The sequence below is a fragment of the Epibacterium ulvae genome, from assembly GCF_018678075.1.
In the GTDB taxonomy this organism is placed as follows: Bacteria; Pseudomonadota; Alphaproteobacteria; order Rhodobacterales; family Rhodobacteraceae; genus Epibacterium; species Epibacterium ulvae_A.
On the sequence record NZ_JAHHIR010000014.1, the window covers coordinates 36234 to 60768 of the forward strand.

20 protein-coding genes are annotated in these 24535 nt (G+C 57.8%); 9 read left to right on the forward strand and 11 right to left on the reverse strand.

Going from position 1 to position 24535, the window contains the following annotated elements; genetic code table 11:
- Nucleotides 1-45: 45 nt before the first annotated feature.
- The 4 genes from KMP13_RS03835 to KMP13_RS03850 form a co-directional block, all read right to left on the reverse strand.
- The gene (locus tag KMP13_RS03835) at nt 46-390 is read right to left on the reverse strand and encodes a hypothetical protein (protein ID WP_215264237.1); all 345 of its coding nucleotides are present in this window, start codon (nt 388-390) and stop codon (nt 46-48) included.
- Between the two features lie 108 nt (nt 391-498).
- Nucleotides 499-1365: a 50S ribosomal protein L11 methyltransferase gene (locus KMP13_RS03840; protein ID WP_215264238.1), complete on the reverse strand. Its 867-nt coding sequence runs from the start codon at nt 1363-1365 to the stop codon at nt 499-501.
- 67 nt (nt 1366-1432) lie between these two features.
- Nucleotides 1433-2668 carry an MFS transporter gene (locus KMP13_RS03845; RefSeq protein WP_215264239.1) on the reverse strand — a complete coding sequence of 412 codons (1236 nt, stop codon included), beginning with the start codon at nt 2666-2668 and terminating at the stop codon, nt 1433-1435.
- A 1045-nt stretch (nt 2669-3713) separates the two neighbouring features.
- A complete protein-coding gene (locus tag KMP13_RS03850) occupies nt 3714-5921 on the reverse strand; it encodes a primosomal protein N' (RefSeq protein WP_215264240.1) in 2208 nt (735 codons plus the stop codon).
- A 132-nt stretch (nt 5922-6053) separates the two neighbouring features.
- Between KMP13_RS03850 and fsa the strand changes: the two genes are divergently transcribed.
- The 5 genes from fsa (at nt 6054) to KMP13_RS03875 (ending at nt 9619) form a co-directional block, all read left to right on the forward strand.
- On the forward strand, nt 6054-6707 hold the full coding sequence (gene fsa / locus KMP13_RS03855) for a fructose-6-phosphate aldolase (protein WP_215264241.1): 654 nt from the start codon (nt 6054-6056) through the stop codon (nt 6705-6707).
- Nucleotides 6708-6866: 159 nt separating this feature from the next.
- The gene (locus KMP13_RS03860; protein WP_215264242.1) at nt 6867-7574 is read left to right on the forward strand and encodes a DUF484 family protein; all 708 of its coding nucleotides are present in this window, start codon (nt 6867-6869) and stop codon (nt 7572-7574) included.
- Nucleotides 7571-8491: a tyrosine recombinase XerC gene (locus tag KMP13_RS03865; RefSeq protein WP_215264243.1), complete on the forward strand. Its 921-nt coding sequence runs from the start codon at nt 7571-7573 to the stop codon at nt 8489-8491. The genes KMP13_RS03860 and KMP13_RS03865 overlap by 4 nt, the downstream gene beginning before the upstream one ends.
- A gap of 107 nt (nt 8492-8598) precedes the next feature.
- Nucleotides 8599-8799: a hypothetical protein gene (locus KMP13_RS03870; RefSeq protein WP_215264244.1), complete on the forward strand. Its 201-nt coding sequence runs from the start codon at nt 8599-8601 to the stop codon at nt 8797-8799.
- 115 nt (nt 8800-8914) lie between these two features.
- Nucleotides 8915-9619: a CDP-alcohol phosphatidyltransferase family protein gene (locus KMP13_RS03875; RefSeq protein ID WP_215264245.1), complete on the forward strand. Its 705-nt coding sequence runs from the start codon at nt 8915-8917 to the stop codon at nt 9617-9619.
- Here KMP13_RS03875 and KMP13_RS03880 read toward each other — a convergent pair.
- Nucleotides 9616-10068 carry a methylated-DNA--[protein]-cysteine S-methyltransferase gene (locus KMP13_RS03880; RefSeq protein WP_215264246.1) on the reverse strand — a complete coding sequence of 151 codons (453 nt, stop codon included), beginning with the start codon at nt 10066-10068 and terminating at the stop codon, nt 9616-9618. The genes KMP13_RS03875 and KMP13_RS03880 overlap by 4 nt on opposite strands.
- Before the next feature lie 216 nt (nt 10069-10284).
- On the opposite strand from KMP13_RS03880, the gene KMP13_RS03885 reads away from it, so the two are divergent.
- Entirely contained in the window at nt 10285-10617 is a 333-nt protein-coding gene (locus tag KMP13_RS03885) for a hypothetical protein (protein ID WP_215264247.1), read from the forward strand.
- 101 nt (nt 10618-10718) lie between these two features.
- On the opposite strand, the gene KMP13_RS03890 is transcribed toward KMP13_RS03885, so the two are convergent.
- The 4 genes from KMP13_RS03890 to ileS form a co-directional block, all read right to left on the reverse strand.
- Nucleotides 10719-11744, reverse strand: coding sequence for a transporter substrate-binding domain-containing protein (locus tag KMP13_RS03890; protein WP_215264248.1), 1026 nt, complete (start codon nt 11742-11744; stop codon nt 10719-10721).
- A 10-nt stretch (nt 11745-11754) separates the two neighbouring features.
- Complete coding sequence (locus KMP13_RS03895; RefSeq protein WP_215264249.1) at nt 11755-12834, reverse strand: transporter substrate-binding domain-containing protein; 1080 nt, start codon at nt 12832-12834, stop codon at nt 11755-11757.
- 118 nt (nt 12835-12952) lie between these two features.
- Entirely contained in the window at nt 12953-14281 is a 1329-nt protein-coding gene (locus tag KMP13_RS03900; RefSeq protein ID WP_215264250.1) for a hypothetical protein, read from the reverse strand.
- A gap of 347 nt (nt 14282-14628) precedes the next feature.
- Nucleotides 14629-17538, reverse strand: a complete 2910-nt coding sequence (ileS, locus tag KMP13_RS03905) for an isoleucine--tRNA ligase (RefSeq protein ID WP_215264251.1) — start codon at nt 17536-17538, stop codon at nt 14629-14631.
- Between the two features lie 362 nt (nt 17539-17900).
- Between ileS and KMP13_RS03910 the strand changes: the two genes are divergently transcribed.
- Entirely contained in the window at nt 17901-18602 is a 702-nt protein-coding gene (locus KMP13_RS03910) for an FMN-dependent NADH-azoreductase (protein WP_215264252.1), read from the forward strand.
- Between the two features lie 226 nt (nt 18603-18828).
- Here the strand turns inward: KMP13_RS03910 and KMP13_RS03915 are convergent, their stop codons facing one another.
- Complete coding sequence (locus KMP13_RS03915) at nt 18829-19275, reverse strand: ion channel (RefSeq protein WP_251363673.1); 447 nt, start codon at nt 19273-19275, stop codon at nt 18829-18831.
- A gap of 70 nt (nt 19276-19345) precedes the next feature.
- On the opposite strand from KMP13_RS03915, the gene KMP13_RS03920 reads away from it, so the two are divergent.
- On the forward strand, nt 19346-20590 hold the full coding sequence (locus KMP13_RS03920) for an efflux RND transporter periplasmic adaptor subunit (RefSeq protein ID WP_215264253.1): 1245 nt from the start codon (nt 19346-19348) through the stop codon (nt 20588-20590).
- A 3-nt stretch (nt 20591-20593) separates the two neighbouring features.
- Nucleotides 20594-23641: an efflux RND transporter permease subunit gene (locus KMP13_RS03925; protein WP_215264254.1), complete on the forward strand. Its 3048-nt coding sequence runs from the start codon at nt 20594-20596 to the stop codon at nt 23639-23641.
- Nucleotides 23642-23726: 85 nt separating this feature from the next.
- Here the strand turns inward: KMP13_RS03925 and KMP13_RS03930 are convergent, their stop codons facing one another.
- Nucleotides 23727-24353 carry a hypothetical protein gene (locus KMP13_RS03930; RefSeq protein ID WP_215264255.1) on the reverse strand — a complete coding sequence of 209 codons (627 nt, stop codon included), beginning with the start codon at nt 24351-24353 and terminating at the stop codon, nt 23727-23729.
- Nucleotides 24354-24535 lie beyond the last annotated feature (182 nt).

The window sequence follows — 24535 nt, forward strand, 5'->3', positions numbered from 1 at the left end:
GTTTTCATGTCGGCGCGCATCAAAGTGATGCACGCGGCGTCGTTCTTATTGCAGGACAGATCCCATCTGTTCGGCGACCAGCGTGCTCAGCGGATCAGACTGCATCACAAATGCACCAACCTGTTCTACGCCGGTTCCCTCCTGCAGGCGCGCCACCCGTTCGTCGTAACCGGTTGGCCCCAACGACAGCAGCAGAAACCCTTTGAAGGCCACAAACCCCAGCAGGAACACCGCAATCGGCAACAGCGCCATGCGGCGTTTTGCTTTGCGCGGCGTGATCACGATCAATCCATCCGAGCGCAGCTTGGCGTCATAGCCAGCGCTCATGCCTTTGTACTTACGATCCAGACGGGACAGTCGGGACCGAAACTCGCCAATGTGTTCACCCATAGTTGCCTCCTAACCTGTCGCACATCGAAAGTGAGTGCGGGTTCGCTAACGGTTAAGCAACTATACCAAAGTTTGTTAAAATTCAGAGAGAATTGGCCCAATTCCGCCCTATTTGCGCAAAAGCAGCGTGGTCCATTCACCAATCACATCACGTTTCACAAGATTAATTCCATTCTGAGAATAAACCTCGATCACCTCGTCAGCCTGTTCGTTAAGAATCCCCGACAGAATCGCATGTCCGCCGTCGCGCAGATGGGCTGAGACATCGGGGGACAGGGCCACAAGCGGCCCCTTTAGGATATTGGCAAAGATCAGATCAAACGGCGCTTTGGCGGCCAGATCGGGATGGTCAAAGCCCGCAGCCTCGACGCAATGCACCGCGCCGGCCATGTCATTGGCCTTGAGATTGGCAATCGCCACCTCAACTGCGACCTCATCAATGTCCGAGGCGATGAAATCGCCGTCCCAGACGCGCGCCGCTGCCATGGCCAGAACTGCGGTGCCACAGCCAATGTCGGCAACCTTCTTGCCCACAAAGCCTTCGTTTAGTAGATGATCCAGCGCCAGCAAACAGCCCAGCGTGGTGCCGTGGTGGCCGGTGCCAAACGCCATCGCCGCCTCGATCAACAATGGCACGCTATCGGCGGGCACTTTATCGGCGTCATGGCTGCCATAGACAAAGAAGCGTCCCGCCTCGACCGGCTGCAGCTCACGCTTTACATGGGCAACCCAATCGGTTTCCGGCAATTCCGACACCGCAAAATGCTTGGCACCGTGGATGGTCGCCAACAGCGCCAGCCCGGCCAAGTCAGGTTCTTCGATGAAATAGCCGCCCACTTCCCACAGGCCCGATCCGTCTTCGACCTCGAACACGCCAACGCCGGTGGGCTCCGGGGTCAATGTCTCCATCGCATCCCCCAGCGCTTCGGCCTGGGATTTTCCGGTCAATGTGGTCAGGGCAGTAAAGGTGGGCATGGCGGATCTCCTGAAACTCTGCCTCCGCGCCTAGGGCCCAGTCCGGCAGAGGTCAAGCGGATTTGCCCTATTCGGCCGGTGCCGCGCCCCGCCACAGGGCAAAGATGGTCTCATTGCCCGGCACCGGATGACGCGGGATCATCAGCGCAAGGCTCAGCGAAATAAGCGCCATGCCCGCCGCCAACGTGAACACCGCCCCCGGTGACAAAACCCACAAGATCCCCAAGGGCACCGGCAGGCACACGGCCGCGATATGGTTGATGGTAAAGGCCACGGCAGCGGTGGGGGCAATATCCGCAGGGTCAGCGATCTTTTGGAAATAGGTCTTCAACGCCAGCGCCATGGCAAAGAAGATGTGATCCACCACATAAAGGAACGCCGCAACCATTACGCCCCAGCCGAACCAATAGACACCGCCATAGGCCGCAAACACAATCGCCAGCCCGGCGTATTCCACAATCAACGTGCGCCGTTCGCCAAATTTGGACACCAGTTTGCCCAGCAACGGCGCGGCCACGATATTGATCATCAGGTTGATCAGATACAGGCGGGTGATCTCATGCACCTCAAAGCCGAATTTCTCGACCATCATAAAGCCCGCAAACACCACAAAGATCTGCCGCCGCGCGCCCGCCATGAACTGCAGCGCATAATAGAGCCAGTAGCGTTTGCGCAGGATCAGCTTTTTCACCTGCGGCGTCGGCGCTTCGAACTGTGGAAACGCAAACAGGCAGACCAGCGTCAACAGAACCGAGGCCCCGCCGGCCGTCATATAAACAATGTCATAACTCAGATCAAAAGGCTTCCACAGCCGTTCAATCGCCAGATAGACCACCAGCGTTGCAATGGATCCCGCCGACAACAGCCAGCCCAGAACCTGCGGTGCGCGCTCCTTGCTCAGCCATTGCAGCTGCAGCGATTGGTTCACCGTCTCATAATAATGAAAGCCGATCGACGACAGTAACGTGATCATCAAGATCCCGCCCATCGACGGAAACCACGCCGTCATCGCGGTCGCAACACCCAGCAGCAACAAGGAGACCACGGCCAAGACCTGCTCGCGCACAAACAGGATGATAAAGATCACACCAATCGCCAAAAAGCCGGGGATCTCGCGCACCGTATGCAGCAGGCCAATATCGCGCCCATCAAACTGGGCCATCTCAATCACAAAGTTATTGAGCAGCGCACTCCACGCATTAAACGCCATCGGCATGGCCAAAGCCATCAGGAACAACAGCACCACAGGTTGGCGCCAGCGCGGCAGCTGATCAATATCAGAGAGAGAGACTTGTCTAAACATGCGCTCCCCATACGCGCTTTTTTTCCCTCTGGCGAGAGGGGGCACCTTGCACAGCCCCCTCTGCACAGATGCGCAGAGCGGAGTATTCTTCTGTTTTCAAATGGATTTCACGCGGCGTGCCACAAGGCAATTAACATCGCAAACATTGTACCGATACGCAATCGCCGCAGTTTCTAAGCCCCAAATTGCGGGAAGCGTGTGGTGACCAATTCGACGATTTTCTGGGCCTCTTCCTGCGTCAGACCGCGCCCAAAGCGAAGGGTATTCGGTTGAAGGGCTCCAAGGGTGTTATTGTTAAAAACGATGCAGCCAGATGAAAACACACCCACTTGCCAGATCGCACGTGCAGGCATTTCGCCGGATAGATCAACCCTCAGAACGCTTACATCTAATGCCCGCAACCTGCGCCCCCGCTGCGGTGGTTTTCGGATGGCCTCGTCCAGAACAACTGTTTGCTCTGAAAACCGCGCATATCCGGTCCCACACGTAAGCCACGCAATCCCTCTAACTATAAAAAAGCAAAAAAGTAGGATGTGCGCCGGCCAAACCCAAACAAGGTCTTTTTGCACACCCAACAATACTTGCACTCCAAATCTGATCAAAAGGATTGAATGCGTATAGAGCTCCTAAGCAAACCACCTGAACGTAAATTGGGTTGGGACAAAGATTTCGATGGCATCAGACGTCTCGACCACTTTTGCGCGGCCTATCTGATGCGTTGCGACGGTGTCACTCATGACAGGTCCAATAATTAGCTGCTAAAAATACCAGCCACTTCATGACATTCCACCCGGGCCTACAAGCCACGAAACCGTGAACGACCAAGCATCTGCTGCAGAAAAGGATGCACAGCATACTCACACCTTATCCACAGACCGAATCTGCGTGACTTTGCGACCTCTCAGCAGAATTTTAGTATCTTAAAGTTTCCAAAACTCGACATTTTGATAACTCGCAAAATATTTGCGAGAATTTTTTCAAAATAAAACCAGAATCATAACTCCCCAAGCTAAAGCGCCCGGCAGGAAAAACCTGTCTTTTCTCGTCAAAAGAAGTTCTGCGGGTCGATATCCACGTTCAGACGCAGATCCCCCTTCAGCGGGACCGGTGCCAACCAGCGGGAGATGGCGTCTTGCAGCGCCACGCCCTTGTCCGCCTTGATCAACAACCGCACCCGATGACGGCCACGGATACGCGCAATGGGTGCAGGGGCGGGTCCAAACAACTGCGCGCCGACCTGCACCAGCGCGCCATTGTTGCGCGCCAGATGATTGCCCAGATCAAAAACCTGCGCCAAGTCCGGGCCGGACAAGACAATTCCCGCCATTCGCCCATAGGGCGGCACGCCCGCCACACGGCGCTGTTCGGCTTCGGCCCGCCAGAACTCTTCTTCATCTCCGGACAAGATCGCGCGGATCACCGGGTGTTCGGGCTGAAAGCTCTGCATCAAGGCTTCACCGGGGCGTTCGGCGCGACCCGCCCGGCCAGCCACCTGCCGCATCAGCTGGAACGTCCGCTCCCCGGCTCGTAAATCTGACCCCTGCAGCCCCAGATCCGCATCAATCACCCCGACCAGGGTGAGCAGCGGAAAATTGTGCCCTTTTGCAACCAATTGCGTGCCAAGGATGATGTCGGCTTCCCCGGCTGCGATCTCCTCGATCCGGGATTTCAAGGCGCGCGCCGAGGCAAACAGATCAGAGCTCAACACCGCAATCCGCGCCTCGGGAAACAGGCCAGCGGCTTCTTCGCCCAAACGTTCAATACCGGGGCCCACTGGCGCCATCTTGCCCTCGACCTTGCAGGAAGGGCATTCCGTGGGCACCGGCTTGGTCTCCCCACATTGATGGCACATCAGCCGTTTCAGGAACCGGTGCTCCACCATCCGCGCATCGCAATTGTCACAGGCCACCTGGGTGCCGCAGGCGCGACAGATGGTGACCGGCGCAAAGCCACGGCGGTTCAGGAACAACAGCGATTGTTCGCCGCGTTCCAGCCGCAGCTGCATCGCCTGCCGCAATGTGGGTGATATCCAGGTCCCCGACGGCAGCGCTTCGTTGCGCATATCCACCGCCCGCATCTCGGGCAGAACGGAGGCGCCAAACCGCGACGTCAGATCAAGGCGGCGATACTTCCCGGCCTGCGCATTGGCCCAGCTTTCCAGCGATGGCGTGGCCGAAGCCAAAACCACCTGCGCCGAACACATGGCCGCCCGCAGCACCGCCATGTCGCGGGCATTGTACAAAACACCGTCTTCTTGTTTGTAGGATGTGTCGTGTTCCTCATCGACGATGATTAATCCCAGATCACGATACGGCAGAAACAGGGCCGAGCGCGCGCCAATCACCAACTGCGCCGCACCCTGCCCAACCATGCGCCAGACCCGGCGGCGTTCGGTCATCGTCGCCCCGGAATGCCATTCCGCCGGCGTCGCGCCAAACCGCGCCTCAACCCGTTTCAGGAACTCTGCCGTCAGCGCGATTTCCGGCAACAGGACCAGCGCCTGCCGTCCGGCCCGCAGACAGGCGGCGACCGCCTCCAGATAAACCTCGGTCTTGCCCGACCCGGTGACCCCTTTCAAAAGCGTGGTGCCATAGGCGCCGCTTTTGACAGTTTCGTCCAGCGTGGCCGCGGCCGCAGCTTGGTCGTCGGTCAGGGTCTTGCTGGGCAGTTCGGGGTCCAGATGCGGATAGGGTTGATCGCGCGGTGTCTCCACCTCGATCAGGGCGCCCTGTTTCACCAGCCCCTTGACCACCGATGCGGTCACGCCTGCCATGTCCGACAACTCCTTGGGGGTGAAGGACAGGCCGCCAAACTCCTCCATCACCGCCAAAACCCGCTCACGGGCGTCGGTCATCCGGTCGGGGGTCTGGCTGCCCAATCGCAGCACTTTGCGCATCGACGGCGGATCCGACAGGCCCGGCGCGCGGGTGGCCAGACGCAGCATCGACGACATCGGCGTCAGGGTATAATCAGCCGCTTTGGACAGGAAATTGCGCATCTCATCGCGCATCGGGGCCACATCCAGCACCCGGATCACGGCCCGCAGTTTGGCCAGGTCGAAATCACCCGCCCCCGGCCCCCAAACCACCCCCAGAACCTTGCGCGGGCCTAGCGGCACCTCAACAAATGCACCGCGAAAACAGCCGCCCTCTGGCGCTTTGTAATCCAACAGACGATCCAGCGGCTGGCTGGTCAACACGCCGACACGCGCACCGGCCTGAAAGAACTCTGGATCATCGCTAGGTTCGGGCATGGACAAAATACGGGGACTCTCGCGGCCAACTGTGAATAATAGAGCCCTCTTGGCGAACGGGGTTTTCGCGGGGCTCCCTATCAGGTAAAGCCAAGTTGAACCGAGGCCAAGCCATCAGAAGGACCTGAAGGTATGAAATTCTTTGTAGACACCGCAGAAATCGACGCGATTGCTGAGCTTAACGATCTGGGCATGGTGGATGGTGTGACCACCAACCCCTCGCTGATCAAGAAATCCGGGCGCGACATTATTGAGGTGACCAAGGAGATCTGCGACCTGGTCGACGGTCCCGTCTCCGCCGAGGTGACCGCCGTTGATGCGGAAACAATGATCGCCGAAGGCCGCAAGCTGCTGGAAATCGCCGAAAACATCACCGTAAAAGTACCGCTGACATGGGATGGTCTGAAGGCCTGCAAAACCCTCAGCGACGATGGCCACAAGGTCAATGTGACGCTCTGCTTCTCGGCCAATCAGGCGCTTTTGGCAGCCAAAGCCGGCGCGACCTTTATCTCTCCGTTTGTGGGCCGTCTGGACGACATCAACCTGGACGGGATGGAGCTGATCGAAGACATCCGCATCATCTATGACAACTTCGGGTTCGAAACCGAGATCCTCGCGGCATCAATTCGCTCCGTGAACCATATTCTTGATTCGGCGCGCATCGGTGCCGACGTGATCACCGCACCGCCCGCCGTGATCAAATCCATGGTCAACCACCCGCTGACCGACAAAGGTCTGTCTGTCTTCCTGGCGGATATCAAAGCGGCAGATATCAAGATCCTCTGATCTTTTCCCATCCGGGACCATCAAAATAGCTGGCGCGTACCTGACCGGGTGCGCGCCTTTTTGCTGAAATGCCGCCGCCCCACCGGCGGCGACAGAAACCCTCGCACAGGCACCGCCGCCTGTGATATACCACCTCCAAGATATATAAGAGGCAGACGAATGAGCAGTTCAGCCCAATTGGAAGACCGCCTGCGCGCCGTCATTCTGGAAAAACCGGATGTGGTGCTGGACGATCCCAGCGTGATGGAGGCCCTGGTGGCCGCCAATGATCGCGCATTGGGGGCAAATGTTGTGGATATGCGCGGCATCGCCATGTCGCGGCTTGAGGCACGGCTGGACCGGCTAGAGGACACTCATCGCTCGGTGATTGCTGCCGCCTATGAGAACCTCGCCGGCACCAACCAGATCCACCGCGCGGTGCTGGCCATGCTGGATCCCCAGGACTTCAAAGCCTTCCTCGCCGCCCTTGACGGCCCGGTGGCCGAGGCGCTGAATGTCGACGCGTTGGCCCTCGTGCTCGAAAGCAACGCGGCCGAAGAGTCACAAGATGTCACCCGCGCCTCGGACGTGTTGCGCATCCTGCCGGCCGGGTTCATCCAGAAATACAACGGCGATGGCCGCAGCGCCCCGCCTCCTGTGGTCACCCTGCGCCAACTGCACGAAGGCGAGCCAATGATTCACGGTGAACAGGCGTCTTGGCTGCGTTCCGAGGCGGTGATGACCTTGTATCTCGGCCCCGGCCGCCTGCCTGCGATGCTGGTCTTTGGCTCAGAAGACCCCCATCAATTCACCCCCCAACACGGCACCGATCTACTGACCTTCTTTTCCGGTGTCTTTGAACGCACATTGCGCAACTGGCTGGCATGACCCTGATCTCTCCCGCCTGCCGCGACGCGCTTGAAAACTGGTTAGCCAGTATCAGCGCGCTGCAGGGGGCGTCGGAGAATACGGTCACCGCCTACGCGGGCGATCTGCGCGATTTCCTCGGTTTCATGAGCGCTCATTTCGGCGGCCCACAGGGGTTGGTGGCGCTCTCCGAGATCACCACGGGCGACATGCGCGCCTGGATGGCGGCCACCCGCGCCGACGGAGTCGGTGCCCGGTCGCTGGCGCGCAAGCTGTCCTCGGTCAAAGCTTTCTACCGTTGGCTGGCCGAACGCGAAGGGTTTGAACCCACCGCTGTCCTGTCGGCCCGCGCGCCAAAATTCACCAAGAAACTGCCCCGCCCCCTGTCCGAAGATGCCGCCAAAGCGGTGCTCGATACGGTGGCGCTGCAATCGGAAACGCCTTGGGTCAGCGCCCGGGACGTGGCTGTGGTGACCCTGCTTTATGGCTGCGGGCTGCGCATTTCCGAGGCCCTGTCGCTGCAGGGCCGCGATGTCCCCCTGCCCAATGTACTACGCATTCTCGGCAAGGGTCAAAAAGAGCGGATCGTCCCGGTGCTGCCCATCGCCCGTACCGCGGTTGACGACTACCTGAACCTTTGCCCCTTTGATCCGACCGCCGATGAACCGCTGTTTCGCGGCGTGCGCGGCGGTGCATTGTCGCCCAGTCAGATCCAAAAAGCCGTGGCACGCACCCGCGCCCAATTGGGCCTGCCACCAACGGCGACGCCCCATGCCCTGCGCCACAGTTTTGCAACCCATCTGCTGGAAGCAGGCGGTGATCTGCGCAGCATTCAGGAACTGCTCGGCCATGCGTCGCTCTCGACCACGCAGAACTATACGGCAGTCGACACGGCGCATCTGATGGATGTCTATCGGCGCGCCCACCCCAAGGCCTGAGTAAGATAACCGTTAAAATGCAAGGTAAATTGCGCCAGCATTCTGCGCGCCTCATTAACCTTGCTGGGCCATCTTGGCGGCACCGCTTTCCAGAAAGGAATCACCTGATGCTGCCCTCTGACGTCCCCGCTGCCCTCCTGATCCAAATGGCCGATGGCGCGCCCACATCACCGACCCCGCCGCTGCCAGGCCCCCTGCGCGCGCCCCGTGGCCGCATGATCGAGCTGCCCAGCAACGGCATCCCCTCCCTGTCCTTTACCGCCCTGACCGCCACCGACGGCGCGCCGACAAAACGCCTGCTGCACTAACACGCAAGGTAAAGAGCTGACGCCTGGCTGCCAACCCGCAGCCCGGCGCCAACCATCGCGTGAGGGGGCCGCTTTCACCCTTGAAGCGCTGCTTGAAATTCGTCATCACAGATACATGACACCACAGTTCCGCGCATTATCCGTACATCTCTTAACCGCAACCGGCGCCGTCTTTGCTATGTTGGCCATGCTCGCCGCTGTTGAAGCCAAATGGGACCTGATGTTCCTGTGGCTGGTGGTGGCCTTTGCCGTGGACGGCATCGATGGCCCGCTCGCACGCCACTACAACGTGCGCCGCTTTGCCCCCGAATTTGACGGGGTGCTGCTGGATCTGATCATTGATTACCTGACATATGTTTTCATCCCGGCCTTTGCCCTGTTCAAATCGGGTCTCATGGCGGGCTGGACCGGATGGGCGGCGATCATCGTGATCACCTTTGCCTCCGCCATGTATTTCGCCGATACCCGCATGAAGACCAAGGACAACTCATTCTCCGGCTTTCCCGGATGTTGGAACATGTTGGTGCTGGTGATCTTTGCGATTGAACCCAGCCATTGGACCAGCATGGCCCTGGTGACCCTCTTGGCGTTGGCCATGTTCCTGCCGCTCAAATTCATCCACCCGGTGCGCACGGTGCGTTGGCGGAAATTGTCTTTGCCGATGGCTCTGGCCTGGACCTTCTTTGCGGGTTGGGCGGCCTGGGTCAATTTCCATCCCGAAAGCTGGGCCCATTGGGGACTGGTGATCACCTCGGCCTATTTGCTGGTGGTTGGGATTGTCCAACAAATCATCCCCCAACGGGATGAAAACGCCCCCTAAATCAACAGGCCTGCCGCCCCTTCATGGCGCAGCAGGGCGACTTTGGTCTCGACGCCGCCTGCCCCGGAAAACCCGCCCAGTCCATTGGCCGCCAACACCCGGTGACAGGGGATCAGAACTGGCAACGGGTTCGCGCCACAAGCATTGCCCACCGGCTGCGCTGCACCGCCCAGGTCACGCGCTATATCGCCATACTGTCGCGTCTCACCAAAGGGGATAGCCTGCATCGCGGCACAGACCTTTTGCTGAAACGCGCTGCCTGCGAGCTGCATCGGCAGATCAAATTCCTGCAGACGCCCGGCAAAATAAGCCTCTAGCTGGCGCAGGGCTTCGCTGAGCAGATCCGTCGTCTCGGTCTCGACCCCTTCCCAGGTCAGACGCACCAAATACCCTGCATTTTCGCTCACAAACATCCGTCCAACCGGGGTCAAAAGTGAAGAAGTTCGCATAGATTCCTCTAAAATTTTACGTTGTTTTTAAACGGCTTACGGCATTTATCGCGATCAACGCGCCCGAGACCACCATATCTTGTGTCCCGACATCATAGCAACCTCCCATTGGTTAACGCACTAGCCGAAATTGTTAACCATTCGCCTTAAGTGCGCCCCGCTTTTCCTAAAATTCGCGTAAAACGTATTTAAGAGTTGTTAGGAAAGGTTAAGATAATGGTTGCAGTAAATGGCGTTACAAACACCACCAGCGTCAGCGTTTATCGTCAGATGAACAGCCACCTGAACGGCCACGGCGGAACCAAAGTCATGCCGACCCAGGACACGCCGGATGCCGGTTACCGGAATATGGGGGAAAAAGCGCCCGTTATCACCGACGCCAGCCGCCAATACGCGCAAAAGCTTTATGAAGCGCAGAACGCCCGCTACCTGCCCGGCAATGTCACGATGGAGCAAGCGGTGCAAAACCGTATCAACAACCCGCAAGAACGCTCTGAACACCAAAAGGCCCTGGATGCCGTGCGTGACATCCGCAGCGGCCTTTACTGAGGTCCGCTACCTGCCAGCGCCATGGCGGAAGAACAGCGCCGTTACGTTCTGAAAATGCGCGTGAACGGCTACCTTTAAAGCCATTCACGCCAAAGGACGCCTTACTGGATCTGCGACCAGAACGCTTCCAAATGCCGGGTCATGATCTGTTCGAACCGACCGCTATCCCGCAGTGCTTTTAGGCCCGCATTCACCCGGTACAAATGCGAGGTGCCACGCCAGTGACGTTTGGAAATCACCACGCTCAGATCTTCCTGCGAAATGGGACGCTCCAAAGGCACCACCTGCTCGCGCAGGCCCTCCGCAACGATGGTTTCAACGCCAAGGAACAGGTTCATCGCAACCGCGTCCACATCGCCATCATGCAGCAAGGCAAAACACCCCTGCGGCTGCGGTTGGTTGACAATGGTCACGTCTGCTTCTGTCATCCAGGAACGCTTCGTTTCATCTAGGTTGTGCCCGGAAAACGACACGGGCCGACAGATGGTTTTACCATTCAGGTCCGATGTCTCTGTAAATGCGAACGGCCGCTCTGCATCCACGAACAACATCATCGGCAAGCTCACCACCGGGTCAGAGAAGTGGAACCTCACGCAGCGCTCATGTGCAGGATCCGCTTCACAATCAGGCTTGATCCAAGGAAAGCCCATGTCGAACTGCTTGTCATCCAGCATAGGGAACAAATGCTGGGACCAATCGTCCTCCCAGCTTACCGCATATGACACTGGTGACGGCGCCAACTCCAGCGCGGCATTGACCAGTTCTGTCACCATCCCCTGCCCCGGCAGATCCTGCCCTGAAAACGGGCCAAAGTTACCACCAGTCAGCAAGGTCATCTCAGCGTCGACTTTGCGCAACGGCGTGGCGTCAGGCACGATCTCTTCTTCTGGGCACGGAATAAACAGGGTCCGGCCCGGAATGACCGTCGATGCCGCAAGCAGACGTTGGTTGCGGTAATAGATCAGGCTCCACCGTTCGCGATCGCCATAATGTTCCTCGGCGATAGAAAACAAGTTGTCGCCAGGCTTGGCAACATAGTCGACATTACAGATCGCAAAGGCAGCCGAGGGGGCAAACCCCAAGGCCAACACAACGCGAAGGATCCCAGGAAACAACAGCTTGTGCATGCCCGCCCCCTTAGAACCCGGCCCAGATGCGGGCCATATGCTGTTCGATGATCGCCTGATAGGCGCCAGTATCATGGATTTCACGTAGCCCGTCGTTCACCAAATCTAGAATTTTTTCCGCTTCCGGATGGGTCTTGTGAACAATCACATGCAATGCTTGGATCGCGATAGGTTCCGGGACAACTGTAAACTCGTCAGTTAGGCCTAACTCGGCAATATGAGCGCGACCGGTGAATTCATTCATCACCGTAGCATCCGCCTCACCGGCCAGTACCATTTCATAGCATTCGGTTGGCGTCAGCGGTTGAACCAGTGTGACCTTGCCATCGCGTAATAAGTTGCGACCGTCCTGGTCAAACAAATAGGCTTCATACCCCTGTGGGCGACAGAAGGTCTTACCAAAAAGGTCTTCGTCCTTGGAGAACGTCAGCGGGCGATCTTTGTCGGTAAACATCAAGACCAGCACCTCGAACATCGGGTCCGAGAAATGGAAGTTCACGCACCGCTCAGCCTCTGGGTCGTTCACGCAATCCGGTTTGTACCAAGGAAAACCAGCATCCAAGAGCGCGTTGGACAACAGTGGTTCCTCATGCGAGGTCCACAAATCCACCCAATGGATCGCGTAACCATCTAACGGATCGGCCGCTTTCATCGCTGCTTCCACGATCTCGGTCATCAGGCCGCCGGCGTGCAGTTCCTTGCCGGTAAAAGGTTCAAAATCATCTGCAGTTAGCAGGTTAATCTTGTGCCGCACCGCGGCGTTGCCTTGCGCAATCTCGACGGGTTGTGCTGCAGTTGGCTCTGCATCCGCGATGAGCTTACCACCTTCCAAACCAGTTGGCAGGCCGTCAAGGCAGGGGATGTTCAAATTCATGCCAACCCGGATTGCATTAGGACGAGCTCCAATGGCTTTAATGTTCTGGGTGTGGATCACGCTCCACTTTCCCACGTCTTTGAACAGCCGGTCTGCAATAAGCGACAGGCTGTCGCCGGATTGAACGGTATAGATCCCACCACAGGTCTCAGCAGCGGCGGATTGTGCAGCAAGGGTGCTCAACCCCAAAACAGCGGCAGTAATATAGTTCTTCATGTGTCCCCCTAAAGGCATGGCAGCACGGTGTGCAGACACCGCAAAAGTTATTTTTCTCAGAAGAAGATGCGGCTGGGCCTGCCCCTCGGATCACGCCCAGTCGAAGTTGACTGTCTTATTAGTTCGCAAACAGAGCCAAGATTGTTGGGCTGTCAACGCGCCCATCCGCCAGAACCAGACTGGAAGGAACCGTTACCTGCCCTGCGGCATAAGCCTCATTCAGCGCGGCATCTATTTCATCCTCGCTCAGCCCGTCTGCCAGCGCCTTAACAACCAGATCAAAAATATAGACAGGCTCGGCATCGACTTTCGAAGCAGTCGCCTTGGGGCTTTTCAGCGCCGCGAGTGTCCCGAGGGTCATTTTCTCAACAAGCGCCACATCCCTGTCTTTGGCATCGTCTGGCAGCGACGACAGATTGCTCACCAACAACAGTTTTTGCGCGGTAGAAACATGTGGGCCTGCGCTCTCTTCCGATTCAACCCTAGCTGCGGGCGCAGGCGCGGCCTCTTCAACCTCGGCAATAGCCTGAGCTGCCGGGATTGCAACTGCGGCCTCCACTGGAGCTGACACGACTTCCGCAGGGCTTCCCAACTTGCTCATCGCGGCGGAAATTGCCTCCTGCATCAGATCGCCAGACGCTTCAGTCTGCTCGACGCTCTCTTGTACAACCGCCACCGGCGCCACAATCGCCGCCTTGTCTGGCGCGACACTCGGTGTCACAATCTCGGGCACAGCGTCTTTTGCCACAGTTTCAACCCCTAAGGTCGCCTCTGGCACACTGGTTGTAACACGTGGTTCAAAAACAACTGCGGAAACAGGTTCAAGATTGGTCAACGACGGCTCGGGGGCGGGTACTATTTCTGCCTTGACCGCCAGAACCGGGTCATTGGTTTCGCCAGCAGCAATTTCGACCGACGCGGCGACTGCGAGTGCTTCTACAGCTGCGGGCACGGGCGCGGTCTGTACGGCAATGACCTCCCCCTGCGCAATCGCCTCGGACTTACCGCCTGCAAATTGCAAAACCCCTAACCCTAAGGCAAGAACGCCCAGCGCAGCTGCCGCCAATCCTAATGGCTTGAGCGAAGGCGACCGCCCTGCTTTGCCATCCAACGCAAAAGCCGCATCGCTTTGCGCACTGGCAGAGGCCAAAGATTTCGGCGTCATCCCTGCAGAGGGTTTGCTGATCTTGGCATTGAGCGCTTTTGCCGGACTGGCGTTTACCGCCTTCGCGGGGCTAACTTTTGCAGTCTTATTTTTTGCAACCCTGAGCTGTTCAACACTGGCAGGTGTCGCATCAGCTTTTTTGGTTTTATCTTGCTCGTCTGGCGTGGACTTCAAAGAAATCTTGATGTTCCCAGTCGACGAAACGCTTTTGACCTGAACCTGGCCCGCATCCGCTGCGTTTGCCGCTGGCTTTACTTTGGCATTCTTCAATTGCTCTTGCATGAAATATGCATCCCCCAAAAACTGGCACCCGAATTGCGAGCCACCACCGAAAATCTCCAATTCGTTAAGGGTTTCTTAACCATTCATAGTAAGTGGGTCAACATTTAGTGTCTCTCTCAAATCGACATACACTCAGCTGCGACATGAATAGTCACCCAACACATTCGCCCCATGTTTTACGGGTGATTTTCAGCCGCAAAGGCGCCGCAAAGACCAGCAATTGGACGGGTGCAAAGACTACCAGTGATTGCATTACACCTCCCAAGTGCCGTAGTAGACTAGATGCAAGATCCGACAAAAAAGGGCGCCCAGCGGACGCCCCTCTCACGAGAATATGACCGACGAAATCAGCCCAGCGCGTCGTTACAACGACCACAGACACCGGGATGGGCGAATTTGCCGACGTCTGGCAGGATCTTCCAGCAGCGTTGGCATTTCTCACCGTCGGCCTTTTCAAACACGACCGAGACACCGTCCACTTCGGGCATGCGGAAGGCTTCCGCCGGGCTTGGGTCGATGGTCAGGCTGATGTCCGAGGTAATGCAGACATCGGCAAAATTCACCGACTGCAGCGCCTCCAACACATCCGCCTCGCGCGCATGCACGACAGGCGCGGCTTCCAGAGAGGCCCCGATCACCTTGTCTGTACGTTGCACTTCCAGAGCCGAGGTCACAACGCGGCGCGCCTGACGGATCTTGGTCCATTTGGCGGCCAGAGGCTCGTTCAGCCAATCGCGTGGCGTGTCCGGCATATCGGTCAGATGGATCGAGCTGTCATCGCCTGGATAGCGCTCCAACCAGACCTCTTCCATGGTGAAGACCAGAACCGGTGCCAGCCATGCGGTCAGACGGTGGAACAGCAGATCCAGAACCGAACGCGCAGCCCGTGCATTCAGCGTGTCCCCATCGCAATAGAGCGCATCCTTGCGGATATCGAAGTAAAACGCCGACAGATCCACAGTGGCAAAGTTAAAGATCGCCTGCCACACGCCATTGAAATCAAAGGCTTTGTAGCCCTCGCGCACGGTGTGATCCAGCTCGGCCATCCGGTGCAGCACCCATTGCTCCAACTCGGGCATATCGGCGGGCTGCACACGTTGGTCCTCGGTGAAGTCCCCCAGCGAGCCAAGCATGAACCGCATGGTGTTGCGCAGACGGCGATAGCTGTCGGCGGTGCCCTTCAGGATTTCCGGACCGATCCGCTGATCGGCGGTATAGTCAACTTGCGCCACCCACAGACGCAGAATATCGGCGCCATATTGTTTAACCACGGCCTCGGGCACGATGGTGTTGCCCAGGGATTTGGACATTTTCATGCCCTTCTCATCCAGGGTAAACCCATGCGTCACCACGTTTTTATAAGGCGCGCGCCCCTTGGTGCCACAGGCCTGCAACAGGGACGAATGGAACCAGCCACGGTGTTGGTCGGTGCCTTCCATATAGACATCAGCAATACCGTCCTCGGTCCCGTCTTCACGGTCGCGCAGCACAAAAGCGTGGGTCGAGCCAGAGTCAAACCAGACGTCCAGAACATCAAACACCTGATCATAGGCATCCGGGTCGGCGATCCCGTCCAGCATCTTGGCCTTGAAGCCATCCTCATACCAAACGTCGGCACCGTGCTCCTCGAACGCGGCTTTGATGCGGGCGTTGACCTCATCATTGCGCAGCAGGAAATCCGCATCCGTCGGCAGCGCGCCGGATTTGGTGAAACAAGTCAGCGGCACACCCCAGGCACGTTGACGCGACAGCACCCAGTCGGGGCGGCTTTCGATCATCGAATGCAGGCGGTTGCGGCCGGTTTGCGGTGTCCAGGTCACCAGCTCGTCAATGGAACGCAGCGCGCGTTCGCGGATGGTATCGCCCATCTGCCCCATGCCATCATCCAGTTTGCGATCCACACCGGCAAACCACTGCGGCGTGTTGCGATAGATGATCGGAGCCTTGGAGCGCCAGGAATGCGGGTAGCTGTGTTTGATCTTGCCGCGCGCCATCAAGCCGCCGACTTCGACCAGCTTGTCGATGACGGTCTTGTTGGCATCGCCCTCACCGCCCTTGCGGTTCAGGATGTATTTGCCACCAAAGAACGGCAGATCCGCGCGGAAACCACCATCATCCATGACGTTATAGGTGATGACCTGCTCCAACATGCCCAGATCACGGTAGAGCTCAAACTCTTCCATACCGTGAGACGGCGCGCAGTGCACAAAACCGGTGCCTTCGGTGTCGGTGACAAATTCGGCAGCGCGGAAGTCGCGGATACCGTCCCATTCGCCATTGCCCCCTTCGGCTCCGGCCAACGGGTGGGTCAGACCGATACCCGCCAGATCCTCGGTCGGAACATCGCTGACGCGGGTGTATTGTCCTTCTTCAAGACGGGCGCGTTTGAACACATCCGCCGCCAGATTGTCGGCCAGAACGTATTTGTCGCCCACATTCACCCAGCTCTCATCCGGGGTGCCGGTGACCTCATAGAGACCATAGGCAATGTCTTCGCCGTACACGACCGCTTTGTTTGACGGCATGGTCCAGGGCGTTGTGGTCCAGATCACCACATAGGCACCGGCCAGTTTGTGGTCCGCAGGTTCCGCGACCTTGAACTTCACCCAGATGGTAAAGCTTTCCTTGTCGTGATACTCCACCTCGGCCTCGGCCAGGGCGGTTTTTTCCATGGGCGACCACATCACCGGTTTGGAGCCCTGATACAGTGTGCCGTTCATCAGGAACTTCATGAACTCATCCGCAATCACCGCTTCGGCGTGGTAGTTCATGGTCAGATAGGGATCTTCCCAATTGCCAGTGATGCCAAGACGTTTGAACTCTTCGCGCTGGATCTTTACCCATTCATCGGCAAAGGCGCGGCATTCCTGGCGGAACTCAACAACGGGTACGTTGTCTTTGTTCTTGCCCTTCTTGCGGTATTTCTCTTCGATCTTCCACTCGATCGGCAGGCCGTGACAGTCCCAGCCCGGCACATAACGCGCATCAAACCCCATCATCTGGTGGGAGCGGACGATCATATCCTTGATCGTTTTATTCAGCGCGTGACCAATGTGCAGGTGACCGTTCGCATAAGGCGGGCCATCGTGCAGGGTAAAGGGGGTGCGGCCCTCTTTTTCCCGCAGGCGATCATAAACACCGATTTTCTCCCAACGATCCAACCATGCGGGCTCGCGCTTGGGCAGGCCTGCGCGCATGGGGAAGTCGGTTTTCGGAAGGTTCAGCGTGTCTTTGTATTCGGGCGTGTCGGCGCACATGTGTGGCGTCCTTTGAATGATCTGTCGAAATTTGGATATTCGGAACGGTGCGAAGTCTCAAGCACCTTTGCCCGGCGTCTCGCATGCTCCCGAAAGGGATCAGAGCGCCGGGTTCATAATTCGAATAATGTTGGCCACACGATGGGACATGGCCCGCGTTATAGGCACTGATCCGAGCAGGGTAAAGTACCGACGAATGCTTCAATCCTGTCACGATCATGTAACTTGCAAAGTGGATTTTTAACGGTTATCACAAGTGCAACCATCAAAACTGGCTTTTGACGGTGTTACGGGGCCGCAGTTCACAGCGATTTCAGGGCACCGCTCCCATAGGCCGGACCTATTTGTCGCGGAGATGATTGATGAAATTTTGGAACTTCCTGCTTGGCAAACGCACACCTGTTGCGACACCAGCCACGGCCCCTGCAGCCCAGCCCAAGCGTATTTTGCACATCGTGGCCTCACCACGTGGCGCGGACTCGCAATCGTCGAAACTGGCCAATGCCTATCTCGACACCGTTGAGAAAGAGAACCCAAATGCGGTGATCGACGTCATCGACCTGTGGGACGCGGAGTTGCCTGAATTTGACGGTGACAAAGCTGCGGCCAAGATGACGTTCTTTGGCGTGGGTGAAATGGACGGCCAGCGCCAGACCGCCTGGGATCACGTGGTGGCCATCACCGAACGCTTTACCCAAGCCGATGAATATGTCCTGTCGGTGCCCATGTGGAACGGCGGCATTCCCTATCGTCTGAAGCAATATATCGACATCATCACCCAGCCCGGTCTGACCTTTGGTTTTGGTCCCGAAGAGGGGTATTTCGGCCTGCTCAAAGGCAAAACCGCCCGCGTCTTTTACACCGCTGGCGTTTATGCGCCGGGTGCGGATGCGAAATATGGTGCAGATTATCACTCGGCCTATTTGACCTGGTGGCTGAACACCATTGGCGTAACCGAGATTGAGATGGTGCGCTTCCAGCCGTCGCTTGTGACTGCGGATCAGGAAGGCGACCAAAAGGCCGCCGTTGAACGCTCCACCGCATTGGCACAAGCGGCAAAGTAATCAGACATCCCTCTTTTTGAGGTGTCGTTTTCCGACCCCCGGCCCCCACAGGCCGGGGGTTTTGCGTTCTAGCGGTGACTTACCAGTATTTCGGGTTGTTAACCGCCTTCACCCAGCATGACAGCGCCGCAGCCTCGCAAAAGGGTTAAGGAATGCTTGCAATGTTTCGCACGCGAAACAATTGATCGTACGGTCAAAGCGCAACGGATCGTAAAAAATGCCCCCCTCATCGGGGGCCCGTCGGGATATTGGGGAACAGGCGCACAATCACGCCCAAAAGAAACGCGGTGCTGATGCCGAAACACAAAAGCCCGGTGATTGCCGCAAAGGTTGCAAAGATCCGCACCCCCGGCTCCAATGTGATGTCGCCATATCCAAGGGTCGTATAGGTGACGAGGGCGAAATAAAACGCGGTCTCCAGCCCCTCGATCGCGCCGGTCCAGATGAAGGCCAGCGCCCATATCCAGATCTCAAACGCGTGGGCCAGAACCATGCACAGAACGCCGACCGCAAGGATCGCATTGTCATGCAGCCAGCGCCGGGTTCCGTCCAGCCGCTCCCCCACAAACACCGTGAACCGGATGCTGCCCGCAAGGATCACGACATGGATCAGGGCGCTGACAACCAGCAGTCCGGATCCGTGAAATATTTGCCCAATTAAGGTCATACCCATTAAAACCCACTTCCCAGATTGTGTGCCTGCGTTATGCTCTGATTAAACACGCAGATCTTGGAGCTGTTAAATGTTTAATTTCAAGCCATATTTTATCACCGCCCTTTGCCTGGCCTTGCCAGCGGCACCGGGGTTAGCTCAGGACGTCGCACGACCGGCAAAAGTGTTTACGGTGGAAGAAGATAGCGGCAAGGTCAGCCGCACCTACCCCGCCATTGTGCTGCCATCCGAGGAGGTGGAGCTGTCGTTTCGGGTCAGTGGTCGGGTGTTGGAGCTGCCCATTCGCGGCTCGATGCAGGTGGCTAAGGGCGATGTGATTGCCCAGCTTGATCTGCGTGATTTCCAGACCCAAGTGGCCCAGCTTGAAAGCCAGCGCGACCAGGCGGCGGCTCAGTTGGCGGAATTAAAGGCGGGGCTGTTGCCCGAGGAAATTGCCGCCCTTGAGGCCGCGGTTGCCTCGGCCCAGGCGCAATATGATCAGGCCCTGGAGCAGGCGGAGCGCACACGCCAATTGGTTGAGCGCAACGTTGCCTCGCAAGCCACGCTGGACACGGATGAGGCCAATTTGCGGGTGGCTGACGCCAATCTGGAAGCGCAAAAAGAGCAGCTGGCCCTGGGTCAGCTGGGCGCGCGCGACGAAGAGGTGGCGGCGGGCGAAGCGGCCCTTGGCACAGTCGAGGCGCAGCTGCAGGTGGCGCGCAACAATCTGGCAGATGCCACGCTGGTTGCCCCGTTTGACGGGATGATAGGGCGGCGCGATATTGACAATTTCACCAACATTCAGGCCGGCCAGACCGTGGCGTTGCTGCAAAAACTGGAGCCCTTGCATCTGACCTTTGATGTGCCGGGCCCCGATGTTACGGTGCTGACCGCAGGCGGGGTCGACCAGATCGTCAACACCGCCAGTTTCGACGCCATTGACGGCGATCCGGTGGTGGCCGAAGTGGTGGAATTTGCCCTGCAGGCAGACGCCAGCACCCAGACCTATCGCGGGCGTGTGGCGGTGCCGCAGCCCGAGGATGTGATCTTGTTGCCCGGAATGGCCGGTCAGGTGACCGCCACCGCCGCGGCTGAGGCACAGGCGATGCGCATTCCGATCACCGCACTGGCGGCAACGCCCGACAGCGCCCCCTTTGTCTGGGTTGTGGGGGCCGACAACACCGTCAGCCGCCGTGATGTCACCCTGGGTGAGGCCAAGGGCGACAAGGTGCAGGTGTTGGACGGTTTGCAGCCCGGTGAACAGGTGATTGCCGCCGGGGTCAGCCAGATCCAGGACGGTATGGAGATCCGCCCCTTTACCCGTTTTGGAGGCTAAGACATGGATCTTGCCCGTTTTGCCATTTCCAAACGGCTGATCTCGGCTGTTTGCACATTTCTGATCCTCTATGCCGGGTATTTTGCCTATACCGCCCTGCCCCGGTTTGAGGATCCGGAATTTATCATCCGTCAGGCGCAGATTATAACGCCCTACCCCGGTGCCTCTGCCGAAGAGGTCGCCAATGAAGTCACTGAGGTGATCGAGAACGCGCTGCAACAGCTGCAGGGTGTGGATGAGGTGCGATCTGTTTCATCCCCCGGCCTCAGCACGGTGACAGTGGAGTTCACCATCCAGTCGACGCCGGATTACCCTGACCTGTATGAACGCTTTGCCCAGATGCGGGCCAAGGTGGATGACGCGCAGGCGGATCTGCCGCCCAATGCGCTTGATACGCAGGTCTATGATGATTTTGGCGATGTTTACGCCGTCTATTATGCGGTGATGGGCGACGGCTATACGATGACCGAGCTCTATGAATACGCCAAGGATCTGCAGCGCGAACTGGTAACTGTGCCGGGCGTGTCCAAAGTGATCCTGAACGGGGTGCAGGATGAGGTGATCCATGTGGATTACTCCCCCGCGCGTCTGGTGGGGCTGGGCCTGTCGACCAGCCAGATCGCCAGCGTGTTGGAGGGGCAAAATCTGGTGACACCGGGCGGTTCGATCCAAGCCGGGCGCAGCCGGTTGGATGTACGCGCACGTTCCGGCGTGTCGACGGTGGATGCGATCAGCAACCTGTTGATCACCAATCCGCAAACCGGTGCGTCTTTTCGCCTGTCGGACATTGCAACCGTCAGCCGGGGTTTGAAAGAGCCTGCAACATCGCTGCTTTACCGGGATGGGCGTCCTGCGGTGGGGATCGGGATCTCCAACAATCTGGGCGGCAATGTTGTCAACATGGGCGAGGCCGCCAAGGCCAAGCTGGACTCGCTGATCTCTGAACGTCCCCTCGGGATGGAGGTGGTTGCGATCTCGGACCAGTCGGTCTCGGTCAAACAATCGGTGAACGATTTTGTAATGAATGTGGTGCTGGCGCTGGCCATTGTGGTGGGCACCTTGCTGATTTTCATGGGGTTGCGGTCCGGGATTTTGATGGGTGGCATCCTGATGGTCACCGTGGCGGGAACCTTGATGGGGATGTATCTTTATGGGCTCGACATGCAGCGAATTTCCCTTGGGGCGCTGATCATTGCCTTGGGGATGCTGGTCGACAATGCAATTGTGGTGGTCGAGGGCACATTGGTGCGCGTCCAAAAAGGCGAAGGCGCGGCCGAGGCGTCGATTGCGGTGGTCAACCAGACCAAATGGCCGCTGTTGGGCGGCACCGTGGTCGGTCTGCTGGCGTTCTCACCGGTTGGGTTTTCCCCGGACAACACCGGCGAATATGCGGGCAGCCTGTTCTGGACGATCTCCATCTCGCTGTTGTTCTCATGGTTGGTGGCGATCTGGCTGACGCCCTATTTCTGCACCCTGTTGTTGAAACCGGGAACCGGTACGGGCGAGGTGCAGGAAAACATCGTGCTGCGCCAATATCGTCGCTTCCTCGATCTGGCGATCCGCCTGCGCTATGCGACCGTGGCGCTGGTTGTGGGGCTATTTGCCTCGGCGCTTGTGCTGTTTTCCTTTGTGCCGGCCGGGTTCTTTCCCAGCTCGACCCGACCGCAATTTGTGGTGGATTTCTTCCTGCCGGAGGGCAGCGACATCACCGCAACCCAGGCTGATATCAGCGAGATTGACAGCTATATCCGCACCCTGCCCGGCGTGACCTCGACCAATACATCCGTGGGCAGCGGCCATCTGCGGTTCATGCTGATCTATGAATCCGAGAACCAGAATTCCGCCTATGCGCAGATCCTTATTGATGTGGAGGATTTCAACCAGATCGACGCATTGCAGGGGGATCTGCAGACCTGGGTCAATGCCAACTACCCGGATGCCAATGCCAAGGTCTGGAAGTTCGTGCTGGGCCCCGGTGGCGGCTCCAAGGTTGAGGCGCGGTTTACCGGACCTGAGGCTGCAACCCTGCGCCAATTGGCGGATGCGGCCAAGGTGATCATGAATGATGCCGGCGGTGTCGCGGTCAAGGACGATTGGCGCGAACAGGTGCCGGTGATCCGACCCGTGATCAACACCCAAAACGCCCGACGGCTGGGCCTGACCCAGGGGGAAATTTCCAACGCGCTTTACACCCATTTGAACGGCGCGAGCCTGGGCGTTTACCGCGAGGGGGAGGAGTTCCTGAACATCGTCATGCGCGCAATTGAGGCCGAGCGCAACGATGTAGGCGAGCTGCACAACATCCAAATCTATTCGCAAGTCATCGGCGGCTATATCCCGATGACCCAGGTGGTGGACCGCTTTGATGTGGTGTTTGAGGCCGGAAACCTGCGCCGAATTGACCGAGAGCTGGCAATTCTCGCGCAGGCCGACAATGCGCCGGGTGTCTTGTCCGGCGATCTGTTTGACGCGGTGCGCCCCGCAATCGAGGCGATCGAACTGCCGCCCGGATATGCGCTGGAATGGCGCGGCGAATATGGCAATTCGGCTGACGCCAATGCGGGTCTTGCCGCCACCATGCCGCTGGGATTTGGCGCGATGGTGCTGGTGGTGATCTTCCTGTTTAATGCGGTACGTCAGCCGTTGATCATCTGGCTGACGGTGCCCTTGGCGCTGATCGGTGTGGTCTGGGGGCTGGCGGCGACGCAAACCCCGATGGAGTTCATGGCGATCTTGGGCGTGTTGTCTCTGACGGGGATGTTGATCAAGAACGCCATTGTTTTGATTGACGAAACCGACAGCCAGATCGCCGATGGCAAGGCCCGCATGCAGGCGGTGGTCGACGCCGCCGTCAGCCGGGTGCGGCCCGTGTCGCTGGGGGTTTTGACCACGGTTCTGGGCGTGGTGCCGCTGATCTGGGACCCGTTCTTCAAATCCCTGGCGGTGGTGATCATCTGCGGTTTGAGCTTTGCCACCATCTTGACCCTGATCGTGGTGCCAACACTCTACGCCATTTTCTTCCGTGTTCGTATCGATGAGGTTGAAGGATAAAATATTCCTCTGGCAAGCTGCTGCTTGCCAGAGGACCTAGATGTCCAAAACAAATTCTAAAGCAGTATATGCTATTTGAATTTTTTCAGTCGGATGGTCGTGGTTTCCCCACTAGATCCGGCACAATATCGACCACTTTCTGATACTGCCAACAAAGGTGGCTCATGGAAAATGCCAGGGTACTGTTGTCCGAGAGAACAAGCCTATCGGTCTTTTCACCGCTGCCTTTGATCGTCCCGACCACAGAAACCTGATCATTTGCCTTCAGATCCAAGGTGACGTCACCGGACAAAGTGACCTGTGTACCAGAGGTATACCCCGTGACATAAAACACTGAGTCGATCACACGAAAACTGCGCTTAAATATTGCACTGCCGGCCGGGGCGGCCAAAGCCACGGCATTTAGCTCTTCAATCACTTTGTCCCAATTACTCACGCCCACAAATACCCCTTTGTAGACCTTGGTGGAATCGATTGATGTGTCGGCCGCGACGCCTATGTTCGCTTGTTCGCCTGCCGCCAGAGTAACTTTGGCATTGCCTTTCGCGATTAATGTGCCGTCGATTGTAAATTCGGTTCCGAGGCTGGTACCGTCAGTTTGTGTAGAACCAATATGTCCAAAACCATTGCGATGCAGAGGGCCCAGAACACCTTTTCCTGTAATGCGACCGATCTGCCCCGGCGCTGCCACGTCTTCGGCCCCCTTGGTCATATACCGAGTACCATTATAGACAAACTACTTGCCTTTGCTTCCAATCTCATCCGCCGATACCGGCGCGACTGGCCGAACCAACGGTGCCAAAAATAGCGTCCGCATCACGTACAATCCCTTATAGAATACATTGATAAAATTGCACCTCATGGGTGATTGAGAGTTCATCAAATAGTAGACTT